Origin of the sequence: Staphylococcus succinus, assembly GCF_029024945.1 — a bacterium.
In the GTDB taxonomy this organism is placed as follows: Bacteria; Bacillota; Bacilli; order Staphylococcales; family Staphylococcaceae; genus Staphylococcus; species Staphylococcus succinus.
The window spans coordinates 13,767-27,211 of record NZ_CP118978.1; the positions used below are offsets into that span (position 1 = coordinate 13,767).

The 13,445-nt window shown below is 31.1% G+C and carries 13 protein-coding genes and 2 pseudogenes; 8 read left to right on the forward strand and 7 right to left on the reverse strand.

Annotated features, from left to right (window positions below):
* The first annotated feature begins 190 nt into the window (after positions 1 to 190).
* From hxlA (PYW31_RS13625) to PYW31_RS13635, 3 genes are all read left to right on the forward strand, one after another.
* A complete protein-coding gene (hxlA, locus tag PYW31_RS13625) occupies positions 191 to 823 on the forward strand; it encodes a 3-hexulose-6-phosphate synthase (protein ID WP_002449613.1) in 633 nt (210 codons plus the stop codon).
* A 2-nt stretch (positions 824 to 825) separates the two neighbouring features.
* Positions 826 to 1,374: a 6-phospho-3-hexuloisomerase gene (hxlB, locus tag PYW31_RS13630; RefSeq protein WP_015387319.1), complete on the forward strand. Its 549-nt coding sequence runs from the start codon at positions 826 to 828 to the stop codon at positions 1,372 to 1,374.
* 89 nt (positions 1,375 to 1,463) lie between these two features.
* Positions 1,464 to 1,796, forward strand: coding sequence for a winged helix-turn-helix transcriptional regulator (locus PYW31_RS13635; RefSeq protein ID WP_002505086.1), 333 nt, complete (start codon positions 1,464 to 1,466; stop codon positions 1,794 to 1,796).
* A 164-nt stretch (positions 1,797 to 1,960) separates the two neighbouring features.
* Here the strand turns inward: PYW31_RS13635 and PYW31_RS13640 are convergent, their stop codons facing one another.
* A complete protein-coding gene (locus PYW31_RS13640; protein WP_002449609.1) occupies positions 1,961 to 2,635 on the reverse strand; it encodes an IS6 family transposase in 675 nt (224 codons plus the stop codon).
* Between the two features lie 237 nt (positions 2,636 to 2,872).
* Between PYW31_RS13640 and PYW31_RS13645 the strand changes: the two genes are divergently transcribed.
* Positions 2,873 to 3,451 (forward strand): recombinase family protein, encoded by a 579-nt coding sequence (locus PYW31_RS13645; protein ID WP_046838085.1) that lies wholly within the window; start codon positions 2,873 to 2,875, stop codon positions 3,449 to 3,451.
* Positions 3,452 to 3,577: 126 nt separating this feature from the next.
* Positions 3,578 to 4,186, forward strand: a complete 609-nt coding sequence (locus PYW31_RS13650; RefSeq protein WP_046838084.1) for a recombinase family protein — start codon at positions 3,578 to 3,580, stop codon at positions 4,184 to 4,186.
* A 659-nt stretch (positions 4,187 to 4,845) separates the two neighbouring features.
* On the opposite strand, the pseudogene PYW31_RS13655 reads toward PYW31_RS13650, so the two are convergent.
* The 3 genes and pseudogenes from PYW31_RS13655 to hxlA (PYW31_RS13665) all read right to left on the reverse strand — a co-directional run.
* A pseudogene (locus tag PYW31_RS13655) lies at positions 4,846 to 4,961 on the reverse strand (DUF536 domain-containing protein); the annotation flags it as partial.
* Between the two features lie 438 nt (positions 4,962 to 5,399).
* Positions 5,400 to 5,948: a 6-phospho-3-hexuloisomerase gene (gene hxlB, locus PYW31_RS13660; RefSeq protein WP_037551413.1), complete on the reverse strand. Its 549-nt coding sequence runs from the start codon at positions 5,946 to 5,948 to the stop codon at positions 5,400 to 5,402.
* A 2-nt stretch (positions 5,949 to 5,950) separates the two neighbouring features.
* A complete protein-coding gene (hxlA, locus tag PYW31_RS13665; RefSeq protein ID WP_046467870.1) occupies positions 5,951 to 6,583 on the reverse strand; it encodes a 3-hexulose-6-phosphate synthase in 633 nt (210 codons plus the stop codon).
* 90 nt (positions 6,584 to 6,673) lie between these two features.
* Here hxlA (PYW31_RS13665) and PYW31_RS13670 point away from each other — a divergent pair, with 90 nt between their 5' ends.
* From PYW31_RS13670 to PYW31_RS13680, 3 genes and pseudogenes are all read left to right on the forward strand, one after another.
* Positions 6,674 to 7,018: a winged helix-turn-helix transcriptional regulator gene (locus PYW31_RS13670; protein ID WP_002508649.1), complete on the forward strand. Its 345-nt coding sequence runs from the start codon at positions 6,674 to 6,676 to the stop codon at positions 7,016 to 7,018.
* 337 nt (positions 7,019 to 7,355) lie between these two features.
* Positions 7,356 to 7,478 (forward strand): annotated as a pseudogene (locus PYW31_RS13675) (EamA family transporter); the annotation flags it as partial.
* A gap of 581 nt (positions 7,479 to 8,059) precedes the next feature.
* Positions 8,060 to 9,208 carry a zinc-dependent alcohol dehydrogenase gene (locus PYW31_RS13680; RefSeq protein WP_031882782.1) on the forward strand — a complete coding sequence of 383 codons (1,149 nt, stop codon included), beginning with the start codon at positions 8,060 to 8,062 and terminating at the stop codon, positions 9,206 to 9,208.
* 141 nt (positions 9,209 to 9,349) lie between these two features.
* Here PYW31_RS13680 and PYW31_RS13685 read toward each other — a convergent pair whose 3' ends face one another.
* From PYW31_RS13685 to hxlA (PYW31_RS13695), 3 genes are all read right to left on the reverse strand, one after another.
* Positions 9,350 to 11,611, reverse strand: coding sequence for an ATP-binding cassette domain-containing protein (locus PYW31_RS13685; RefSeq protein ID WP_037551393.1), 2,262 nt, complete (start codon positions 11,609 to 11,611; stop codon positions 9,350 to 9,352).
* A gap of 257 nt (positions 11,612 to 11,868) precedes the next feature.
* Complete coding sequence (locus tag PYW31_RS13690; RefSeq protein WP_017723732.1) at positions 11,869 to 12,387, reverse strand: type 1 glutamine amidotransferase domain-containing protein; 519 nt, start codon at positions 12,385 to 12,387, stop codon at positions 11,869 to 11,871.
* 155 nt (positions 12,388 to 12,542) lie between these two features.
* Positions 12,543 to 13,184, reverse strand: coding sequence for a 3-hexulose-6-phosphate synthase (hxlA, locus tag PYW31_RS13695; protein ID WP_275115352.1), 642 nt, complete (start codon positions 13,182 to 13,184; stop codon positions 12,543 to 12,545).
* Positions 13,185 to 13,445: the final 261 nt, after the last annotated feature.

The window sequence follows — 13,445 nt, forward strand, 5'->3', positions numbered from 1 at the left end:
TCCAAATTTGTAATTATTAGTCTTATATTTACAATTCCAACTGTACACTACAGTGTAATATTATTCATACTGAAAAAATAGTCACCCCCTTTAGATAAGCTGACATTCCCTATATGCCAATTTTGTCAGTATTGATTTATTGATAATTATGTCAAAATAAAGGTATAAATTAATGAAAGGATGAATTATAGTGGAATTACAATTAGCTATTGATTTATTAAATAAAGAAGAAGCAGCAGAATTAGCGAAAAAAGTAGAAGAATATGTCGATATTGTTGAAATTGGTACACCAATTGTGATTAATGAAGGTTTACCTGCCGTTCAACATTTAAATGAAAATATAAGCAATGCTAAAGTATTAGCAGACTTAAAAATCATGGATGCAGCAGACTATGAAGTAAGCCAAGCTGTTAAATTCGGCGCTGATGTTGTAACAATTTTAGGTGTAGCAGAAGATGCGTCAATTAAAGCAGCAGTTGAAGAAGCACATAAAAATGACAAACAATTATTAGTAGATATGATTGCTGTACAAGATTTAGAAAAACGTGCGAAAGAATTAGATGAAATGGGTGCTGACTATATTGCAGTGCACACTGGTTATGATTTACAAGCTGAAGGACAATCTCCATTAGATAGCTTACGTAAAGTTAAATCAGTAATTAAAAATTCTAAAGTCGCAGTTGCTGGTGGTATTAAACCAGATACAATTAAAGAAATTGTTGCAGAAGAACCTGACTTAGTAATTGTTGGTGGCGGTATCGCAAATGCTGATGACCCTGTAGAAGCAGCTAAACAATGTCGTGACGCTATTGAAGGTAAATAATGATGGCAACTTTTAATCATTATCAATTAATTTTAGATGAGTTAAAGGGTACTTTATCTCATGTTAAAGATGAAGAGTTTGATGGATTTGCATCAGAAGTAACTGAAGCATCACGCATATTTGTTGCAGGTAAGGGTCGTTCTGGATTCGTTGCAAATAGTTTTGCAATGAGACTCAATCAATTAGGCAAGCAAGCATTTGTTATTGGCGAATCAACAACACCATCAATTCAAAAAGGTGATTTATTTATTGTGATTTCTGGTTCGGGTTCAACAGAACACCTTCGCTTATTAGCAGATAAAGCGAAATCAGTTGAAGCAGAAGTGGTATTACTAACAACTAAACTAGATTCTGCAATTGGTGAAATTGCAGACACAGTAGTTGAATTACCAGCAGGTACAAAACACGATGCTACTGGGTCTGATCAACCGTTAGGTAGTTTGTTTGAACAATCATCACAAATCTTTTTAGATAGTGTAGTCATTGGACTAATGACACAATTAGATGTTGATGAAACAACTATGCAAAATAATCATGCCAATTTAGAATAGATATAAATAAGCAGTTAATGCGGAAGATTATATAATCTTCCGCATTAACAATGTAAATTCTAATATTATAGAAGAAAGAAGGATGAAAATTGTATTATAAAGGAAAAGAATTTTTCACTTCTAAAGATTTAGCTTTATGTGTTATCGGAGGAAAGTGGAAGATCCCTATAATTTTTCATTTACTTCAAGACAAAGTATTGAGATTAAGTGAGCTACAAAAAAAGTTGCCGCATGTCAATCAAAGGATGCTAATAAGACAACTTAGAGAATTAGAAGAGGACCAAATTATTGAAAGACATATTTATTCTGTAGTTCCCCCAAAAGTGGAGTATAAGCTGACATCTATAGGCTACAAGCTAGATAAGGTGGTTTATGCAATATGCGAATGGGGTGATTTATTCAAGGATGAAATAATACATTAAAAAGTTCTGGTGCAAATTAAAAATAAAGTTAACTACTCTCTTATAATGTAAGTATTCAATTAGCTGACTAACATGTATTAATTTCGCCGTTCTATGAAATTAAGGGTTCTGTTGCAAAGTTAGAAAAATATAGCTAATCACCATTTTATTGTGTCAGTCTTCGCCTAACCAGCTAACATATAACTAATTTCGTGGCATGGTGAAAATCCGTAGATCTGAAGAGACCTACGGTTCTTTTTATATAATCCGTAAATACATTCAATGCCTTTGAGTGTATTTTTTGCCGTATTGACACTTTGATATCTTGTCTTTCTCACCTTAATGTGACGATGATCTTGTTCAATGAGGTTATTGAGATATTTAGATGTGCAATGACAGTTAGGTTTCAGCTTAAACACTTTAATTATTTTAGCCATGGCTACCTTCGTTGAAGGTGCTTGATCTGTAATTATCATTTGAGGTTTACCGAATTGTTTAATAAGGCGCTTAATAAACGCATATGCTGATTGATGATCTCGTTTTTTGCGTAACCAAATATCTAATGTATGTCCATCTGCATCAATCGCGCGATACAGATAACACCACTGTCCTTTAATTTTGATATATGTCTCATCAATACGCCACTTATAATACGTTTTTTTATGTTTTCTCTTCCAAAGTTGATAGAAAATAGGTGCATACTCTTGAACCCATCGATAAATGGTTGAATGATGAACATCAAAACCACGTTCCCTTAATATTTCAGATATATCACGATAACTTAATGCGTATCTTAAGTAGTAGCCAACGGCTACAGTTATAACATCTTTATCGAATTGTTTATATCTGAAATAGTTCATACAGAAGACTCCTTTTTGTTAAAATTATACTATAAATCTAACTTTGCAACAGAACCAAAATTTTTATACAAGAGTGTACAGAAAATAACCATTTTCTGTACACTCTCTTTTTATATCTAGATACATAGCTAGTATACATATTTTAGTGTTCAATAACCCAACAGAAAATCTATGTTCATAAATAGGGTTAGAATTAAGTTATGGTACAATAAAAAATGTACATAGGAGGTTTGTATTTTGAAAATAGGTTATGCAAGAGTCTCAACTGGTTTACAAAATTTGAATTTGCAGGAAGATCGATTAAATCAATATGGTTGTGAAAAGATATTTAGTGATCATATAAGTGGATCAAAAAGTAAACGTCCTGGTTTAGATAAAGCTATTGAATTTGCGAGGTCAGGAGATACGATTGTTGTTTGGAGACTAGATAGATTAGGGCGTAACATGGAAGATTTAATCACATTAGTTAATGAACTTAATAATCGAGGCGTGAGTTTTCATAGTTTAGAAGAAAATATAACAATGGATAAATCAAGTTCAACAGGACAATTGTTATTTCATTTATTCGCAGCATTTGCAGAGTTTGAACGTAATTTAATTTTAGAACGATCTTCAGCGGGGCGAATTGCAGCTCGTGCTAGAGGACGTTATGGTGGAAGACCTGAAAAATTAAGCAATCAAGATTTGAATTTACTCAAAACACTTTATGATAATGGAACACCCATTAAAACTATTGCAGAACAATGGAAAGTTTCACGTACAACAATCTATCGTTATCTCAATAAGTTAAATAACCAAGAAAATAAAGATAAATAATATTACTAAATTTTAAGAAAGATAAAAATTAGACAGGATACACCCTAATCATACAAAGTAGATTGTTGAAATTACAGCAACCTACATGTATGATTAGGGTGTATATTAAATATGGAGTGAAAATAAATGATTATAGGATATGCGAGAGTATCTTCGATAGATCAAAACTTAGAAAGACAATTGGATAATTTAAAGACGCTTGGTGTAGAGAAAATCTTTACAGAGAAGCAATCAGGAAAATCAGTTGAAAATAGACCTGTATTTCAAGAAGCCCTTAATTTTGTAAGAATGGGAGATCGATTCGTTGTGGAGTCTATTGATCGTTTAGGACGTAATTATGATGAAATTATTGAAACTGTGAATTACTTAAAAGAAAAAGACGTTCAGTTAATGATTACAAGTTTACCTATGATGAATGAAGTTATTGGTAATCCATTACTAGATAAGTTTATGAAAGATTTAATCGTTCAAATTTTAGCAATGGTTTCAGAACAAGAGAGAAATGAAAGTAAACGTCGACAAGCTCAAGGTATCCAAGTTGCGAAATACAAAGGGGTATATAAAGGGCGCCCTTTACTTTATTCACCGAACGCAAAAGATCCTCAGAAACGTGTTATCTATCATCGAGTTGTCGAAATGTTAGAAGAAGGGAAAGCAATTAGTAAGATTGCGAAAGAGGTTAATATTACAAGACAGACAGTTTATAGAATTAAACATGATAAGGGATTATCTTGATAAATGGGATGTCAATGCAAATGAGCGTTTCTTACAGCGTCTCATAATACATGTTAATCATGTATTATGAGATTTTAATAATAAGACAGGAAAAAGAGAGAGCAAAAACGCTCTCTCTTTTTTTCTATATTTTTTCTCAATAACGAACGTTTTTCATTACTTCTGTTATCTCATTTAAATCAAATAAATCTGAAGATTTCCATGTAACATTTTGTTCATTAGACTTATTTTCTATATATGATATGCTGAAGCACCTGTTAATAGAATTTTTTTGTAAATTTAGCCTCCAATTTTAAAAATGAGCAGGCACATGCTTGCCTCAGCTCATCTTTTTCATAATAAGCTAAATTGCTCACTACAATTAAATTAATTTGATATAAGTGTGGCAAGAGTTCTACGTCTCTTAATAAATAATACCCAATTTTATTGATAAATGAACTTAAATTTAAAATTAAATTGATGAGTATCAGAAGTACGATTTACATAAAAAGGTACGACAAGTTTATGAGCTTGTCGCACCTTTTTAATTACAATTAGTTACTAACAAACGACTCCAAAAGCCTTTTTAAGTTGTGTTTATTCACCCTTTTTTCTTCCTAATGTTGATTAATATTTACAGCGTCTGTAGTATATGATACTTCTTACACATCCACGTTTTATCTATCATTAGTAGGTGTATCAAAGGAATAATTAAGCAGCCTCTCTTCCTCTAATTAATTTTTGAATCTTTTTTATTACTCTCTAACGCCAAAACTTGCTGATTCTTAAGCAATCTTTAATCTTTCCTGCAACTCTTTTCTATTCTGGCTCATATATGCGTTTTAAGAAACAAATGTAATTGAATAGGTTAAAAATTATATATTTTTAAAGTTTCCTTTAAACCAACTGTTAAAATGTATAATAAGGATATTGGATTACCACATGTAAATTTGTTTTTAGCACGACGTTTTTTAGGTGTGTAAGTGTGCCTTTAGATATAAAAATAAAAGTCAAACTAGAAAAAGTAGATTGACTTTTTCTTTTGATGCAGTATCGTCAATGTAAATCTAAAAATTCTGGCTATAAATCTACATCACTTTTCAAAAATGTAGTAGTGATATTCAATACTAATTAGTTTTTATAACTACTAGGAAATATCTCAAGGCGTTTCTTTAAATTAAAAATACCCCACAAATAAATGTGGAGTATTAAAGTGAATCATCTTTTGTAGGTTTTATTCCAGATTAGCATGATTTTGCTGCATTGTTTCTTCATCAACGTTTATCTCAGTCATTAAATCTAAAACAATACTATCTAAAAACACTTGTGATGCTTGTTCAAATAAGCTACCTAGAGGTTGTGCTGAACCTTCAGCATCATATTTCGTTCCCGCCGGTAATTCAATCACTGCATTTGCAAGTTCACCAATATTTGACGTTGGATTTGTTGACAATAATACAACTTCTGCACCTACAGCTTTAGCTTTATCTGCTAATAATCTTAAATGCTCTGTCGAACCTGAGCCAGAAAGGATAACAAACAAATCTTTTTCGGTAATGGAAGGTGTAGTGGACTCACCAACTACATGTGCACCCTTCCCAAGCTGATTCAATCTCATCGCAAAACTATTTGCTACAAAACCCGAACGTCCTTTTCCAGATACAAAAACTTGCTCTGCTTTAATAATTTGCTTTAAAAACGTTTCGGCTTCACTGTCTTTCACATGTGATAATGTGTTGTCTATTTCATCTAGTATTAAACGATAATTTGTGATTTCTGTCATCATTATTTTCCTTCAATCGCAGCTCTACATTGTTTAGCAGCTTCTACAGGGTCATCAGCATTTGCAATGCCGCCACCAACAATAATTAAATCAGGATTTTCTGCAACAATATCTTTAATTGTATCTGGTTTAATACCACCTGCGACTGCTACTTTAGAATTACTAATTACAGATTTAACTTTACGTAAACTTTCTAAAGGAGATTGACCTTCAGCTTGTAAGTCATAACCAGTATGAACAGCGATATAATCTGCGCCTAAATCATCTAAATCTTTCGCACGTTTTTCTAAATCTTGGACTGCAATCATATCTACTAATAATTGTTTGCCATGTTTATGTGCTTCATCAACTGCTGCTTTAATTGATGCATCTTCTGCAACGCCTAAAATTGTTACTATGTCTGCACCAAATTTAACTGCTTGGCTTACTTCATAGTCGGCAGCATCCATAATTTTTAAATCTGCTAATACTTTTACACTATCAATATTATCATTTAAATGTTGTACAGCTGGTAATCCTTCATTTATAACAATCGGTGTTCCAATTTCTACGATATCTACATAATCTTTAACTTTATTTGCTAATTCTGCAGCATCCTCTTTATTTAATAAATCAATCGCTAATTGTAATTCCATATGTTATTACCTCCTATATATTATATATTCATTATGGTATAATAACTTTGGAAATACAATACTGACAAATATGTCACTGAGGAGAAGAAATTGTTAATAGAATATAATAATAAATTATTTTACACTTCTAAAGATTTAGCTTTATCAGTAATTGGTGGTAGGTGGAAAATCCCTATTATTTATCATTTATTACAATCAGAAGTACTTAGGTTGAGTGAATTAGAAAAAAAATTACCAGATATTAATCAAAGAATGTTAATTAGACAATTAAGGGAGCTTGAAAAGGATATGATAATAAAAAGAACTATATATCCAGTAGTCCCTCCAAAAGTTGAATATCGATTAACTAGTGTTGGTTTGTCTCTCGACAATGTGGTCTATGGTATTTGTGAATGGGGAGATGAATATTTGAAATTAATTAATAATGAAAATTAGTTAGTTTTTTAAAAGAAGAAAAATTGAACCGAACTTTATATAATCTCTTTCAGATATTGATATGTTTTTATATTGACTAGTAGATCGATATAAATAGAGAACGACTCAAAGACACATAAGTACGCTCTAAACACACAAAATATTTTTCTGATATTAATAGTGTATATAGGGTCATTAGATTCTATATTAAAAAAGGCGAAGTATAATTATACTTCGCTTTAAGTTAATCTTTATAATGATTACTTGTATTTTTGTCAAACCATGCTTTTTCAAGCAGTTTAACTGCTGCTTTTATTTGTTCTATGGATAGTACTGCAAAGCCAAGGAGGACGGTTTGGCCATCATTTCAATTACTTGGTTAAATGAGTCCTTTGGATACTATCAACTAGTAGATGGACTATTTATTATTATAGCTGTCGTAGCTTTAACTACACCGAAAAAAAGTAAGTATGAAAATTAAACAAATTTTTCAAAATTTTTAAGCTATAAAGTAATATAAAAAAGATACTTCTTTAAAAAGAGTGTCTTAATCATTTCAAAACATGCTCGTTAACGAAAATATCTTGATCTATACATTTTTTATCCCTCTTTTCTTATGAGATACTTTATATTCTCGAGAATCTTGCCATAGTTTGTAAGTAGCTTGATTTCCCAAAAAGTAGCAATAACATAATGTTCATTTAAATTACTAGCTTTTAAAAGCAATAAACATCAAAATCCTTTGCTTTTTCAGATTTTTATTTCGGTTTAAGAAAACACGCACAAATTCTTCTTTAAAATCAGCAGTTACTTATAAATAGTTCAAAACTGTATAGTTACTTTTAGATAAATCTTTAATTTTATTCTAATATAGTATATTGCTTACGTGTATTAAACTTATCTATAATTACTTTTTTATTAATTTTGGCTAAATAAATGCGATGTTTGGTATTTTGCAACATATAAACTAACAATTTTCTAAAAAGAGTAATAAATCAATTTATTCTTCTGAGTTTACATTATAATATCAAGGGTAAAGTTTTTTAAAGGAGTGTGGTTTAAATGAAAGCAGTTACTTATCAAGGTCATAAAAATATGGAAGTTCGTGAAGTACATGATCCAATAATAGAAGAATCAACGGATGCAATAATAAAAATAACAGCTTCAGGTATATGTGGTTCTGATTTACATCTTTATCATCAAGGCGATTTATTTATGGATCCTGGTTTTGTTATTGGACATGAGCCAATGGGAATTGTAGAAGAAGTAGGAAAAGACGTTAAAACCTTAAAAAAGGGAGATAGAGTAGTTATACCTTTTAACATAGGTTGCGGCGATTGTTTCTATTGTAATAATGAAATGGAGTCTCAGTGTGATAATTCTAACTCATCACCGGCAAGTTGGAAAATGGATAATGGTGGACTTTTCGGTTTTGGTGGCATGCACGGAAACCACTGGGGAGGTCAAGCAGAGTATTTAAGAGTCCCATTTGCCGATTTCTCCTCTTTCAAAGTTCCAGATAGTGATTTGAAAGACGAACAAGTATTATTTTTATCTGATGTTGTCCCAACAGCTTATTGGAGTGTTGAACATGCAGGCGTAAAATCTGGAGATACCGTTATTGTTCTTGGTTGTGGCCCAATCGGTTTAATGGCACAAAAATTTGCTAAATTAAAAGGCGCTGAACGTGTGATTGCCATTGACAATGTAGAACATAGATTAAACCATGCCAAAAAATCCAATGGCGCTGAAGTATATAATTTTTCTAAAGAAGATAATATAGGAAAATTACTTCGTGAAAGCACACGCGGTGGTGCAGATGTCGTTATAGATTGTGTTGGAATGGATGGACAAGTTGCTCAAGATGATTTAGAGATAAGTTCAAATTCAGCACAACGAGGTAATATTAGTCCAATTATTACAGCAGCTGAATCAGTAAGAAAATTTGGAACGATTCAATTAACTGGTATTTACGGTACACCTGCAGACAATTATCCAATAGATTTAATTTTTAATAGAGATGTCCAAGTAAAAAGTGGACAAGCGCCAGTTATTCATCAAATGCCAAAATTATATGAAATGATTAAAAATGAAGTTTTTGATCCAACAGAAATTATAACTCACACAATGCCTTTAGAAGATGCAAAACAAGCGTATGATATTTTCGATCAGAAAAAAGATAATAATATTAAAGTAATTCTAAAACCATAATAATAAATATATAAAGAAGTCTATATACAGATTATAACCAGTATATAGACTTCTTTATTAATTTCATGTGATAATTTTCAGAATCGCTAAGTTACAAAATTTCTAAATCTAACCAATGCTATATGAAAATATGAAACAATTTTAATCATTTGCTATATAAAGTTTCAAATGCTTAGATGTTAATGTTTTATTCTCTTTAACAAAGTTTATAGGATAGCCACTAAATTGTACTTTACCCCCATCTAGACCAGGGCCTGGCCCTACATCTATAATCCAATCAGCATCACACATAATTGATAAATTATGTTCAATTAAAATAACAGTGTTATTTTGTTCAATAAGATCATTAAAACAGTTTATCAATATAGGAATATCAGCTTCATGTAAACCTGTCGTAGGTTCATCAAATATAAAAATACTATCTGTAACATCATCATTTAAATATTGGCCTAATTTAACGCGTTGAATTTCACCACCTGATAATGTAGATAGAGGTTGGCCAAGGGTTACGTAATTTAATCCAGTTTTACTTATAGCTTGTAACTTAGACTGAATTTCATTTTCTTTATCAAAAAATCTTATACCTTCGTCAACAGTCAATTCAAGGAAATCAGCAATAGAATAGCCATCTATAGTTGCATTCAACACTTCTGGCTTATAACGTTTACCGTGACACACTTCACATGTTTGTGAAAATTCACCCATAAATGCAAGTTCTGTTTCAATATAACCTTTACCACCACAATTGGCACAAGCTCCTTTCGAATTATAACTAAACATAGATTTATTTAATCCAGTTTCTTTGCTGAAAAAATTTCTGACTCTGTCAAAAACACCTAAATAAGTTAGTAAATTAGACCGATTGGAACCTTGTATCGCTTTTTGATCCATAAATACTGCATTATCATTTTTTGCAAAACCTGCCTTAACAAGTGAACTTTTCCCAGAACCTGCTACTCCAGTTAATACTGTCAAAACATGCTTGGGTATATCAACTGTCACATTCTTCAAATTGTTTTGGGTCACTGGTCCAAGATGATAAAAACTCTTTGCTTCACGTATCTCATTTTTTAAGTGATGTTTGATACGTAGTGCTTCCCCAGTAGATGTATCTGAAGACAATAATTCTTTGTATGTTCCCTTAAACGTTATCTCTCCACCTTGCGCCCCTGAACTTGGTCCCATATCAATGATATAATCTGCTTCTTTAATTACATCAGGATCATGTTCTACAATTAATACTGTATTACCTTTATGTTTTAAAGATTTCAAAATTTCATTTATTTTTGCAATATCCTCTGGATGTAAACCAACACTTGGTTCATCAATGATATAAACCAAATCAGATAGCGAACTATTTAAATGTCGTATTAATTTAAGCCGTTGTGCTTCTCCACCTGATAAAGAAGTGGTTACACGGTCAAGAGTTAAATAACTTAATCCTATATAATCAAGTGCTTCTAATTGTTTTCGGAGTGGTTCAATAATAAACTGGGCTGTTGAATTATTTAATTTATTAAGAAATGCTAAATTTTCTTTTACAGTCATTTGTGTAAAATCTGAAATATTTTTCCCCATAATTTTACAACTCAAAATTTTCGAATTTAAACGTTGACCGTTACAAGTTGGACAAATTTTATTTTCCACAACATTTTTAAGATGTTTAGCATAACGTTTTTTGTTAAATTCTTTATCTCCCAAGAATATTCTTCTAAACCTAGGTATAAGTCCCACATATTTTGCTGATTTCCGCCATTCTTCAGGTGGTTTTTTTAATTTTATTGGCTCCTGATACAAAAACAAATCTAATTCTTCTTTTGTATATGCTTTTAATTTTTTATCATTATCAAACAGACCACTATCACGATAAGCTTTCCCTCTTTCTTTATCAGGTCCAAAAGATGGGAAATTAATAGCACCTTCATTTAAAGATTTGTTCCAATCTAAGAGCTCATTTAAATTAATGTCTTCAATGTAACCTAATCCTTCACATGTTTCACACATACCATTGGGACTGTTAAATGAAAAGGCATCTGAATAACCGACAAAAGGTTCACCTATCCTTGACCATAACAATCTAACAGAGGCGTATATATCAGATACTGTACCTACAGTAGAGCGAGAATTACCATTAAATCTTTTTTGACTAATCGTCATTGCTACTGGAAGATTTTTAATTTCTTTTACTTTTGGTTTAGGTTGCTGATTTAAATGAAATTGAATATAGCTAGAATAACTTTCATTTAAAAGTTGTTCAGATTCAGCAGCTACTGTTCTGAATACCAGTGATGACTTACCTGAACCAGAACGTCCTGTAAATACTGTAATCAAATGTTTAGGTATAGTTATATCTATATTTTTTAAATTATTTTGTGAAGCTCCTATAATGGTAATATCATTCATAAATTAAATTGCCCTCCATTGTAATTTTCAACAATTAATAGTATAGATGAAGTTAAAAGATTAGTAGAATTTCGAAATAGGTTACATTACAAAAACAGTATGTAGAATATCTAATATTTTATCGTAGATTATAAGTTATCTTAATGAAGTTAAGTTCATTTTATTTTTATAAAAACCTAACAATAAGAGACTAACAGCAAAGTTATAAACTTTGTTGTTAGTCTCTTAGATAATAAATACTGATTGATATTACAAAATTATGCTTTTAATTTTTTAATAATTTCTCTATTGAAATCATCTAAGTCATCTGGGACACGACTCGTTACAATATTGTTATCTATTACAACTGATTCGTCAACAACGTGTGCACCAGCATTAGATAAATCTTTACGTACATTGATAACACCAGTTATTGTGCGGCCCTTTAAATCATCAGTATCAACTAGTAAAAGTGGACCATGACAAATCGCAAATGTAGGTACATCATTTTGAGTAAAATACTTAGTAAATGTACCATAGCGACCTTCTTCATCACCACGTAAATGATCGGGTGAGAATCCGCCAGGAATTAATAATGCATCATAATTTTCTGGTTTCGCATCTGCAATGCTAACATCTACAGTTACTTTCTCCCCATGCTTACCAACAAGTTCATGTTTTGCTGTATCTCCAATAACTTCAGTCTCGAATCCAGCATTTTCTAATGCTTCTTTTGGACTGGTTAATTCTATATCTTCAAATTCATCTGCTAAAATGATTGCTACTTTTTTAGTCATAATACAACCTATCTTTCAATTATATTTTAAAACCTAAGTACTATATACACTAGAAAAAGGAAGTTTAAACATAAAATGTTTTCTAATTTTTTCACCAACTACATGTGCATTTTTATCTATTTAGTTTAATCTTATTTAATATTAATTGTAACTGATTATGCATTTGTATGGGCATCTACAATATCACGACATTGTTTAGCAGCTTCTACAGGGTCATCAGCATTTGCAATGCCGCCACCAACAATAATTAAATCAGGATTTTCTGCAACAATATCTTTAATTGTATCTGGTTTAATACCACCTGCAACTGCTACTTTAGAATTACTAATTACAGATTTAACTTTACGTAAACTTTCTAAAGGAGATTGACCTTCAGCTTGTAAGTCATAACCAGTATGAACAGCGATATAATCTGCGCCTAAATCATCTAAAACTTTCGCACGTTTTTCTAAATCTTGTACTGCAATCATATCTACTAATAATTGTTTGCCATGTTTATGTGCTTCATCAACTGCTGCTTTAATTGATGCATCTTCTGCAACGCCTAAAATTGTTACTATGTCTGCACCAAATTTAACTGCTTGGCTTACTTCATAGTCGGCAGCATCCATAATTTTTAAATCTGCTAATACTTTTACACTATCAATATTATCATTTAAATGTTGTACAGCTGGTAATCCTTCATTTATAACGATTGGTGTACCAATTTCTACGATATCTACATAATCTTTAACTTTATTTGCTAATTCTGCAGCATCCTCTTTATTTAATAAATCAATTGCTAATTGTAATTCCATTAAAACGCCCTCCTATCTATCTTTTATATTATCATTATGGTATTATTTACGACAAATAACAATACTGACATTTTTGTCACTATAAAAATTAAAGATGTTGTGTTGTTAATTAAATATAATAATAAAGATTATTATATACCCAAATATTTAGCTTTTCTATAATTGGTAGAAGACCTGTTGAAGACATTATAGATGAATTAGGCGAAGAAATTGTTCCATATTTTCCAACACACAAAGTGAACTAATTAGGAGGTTATATTG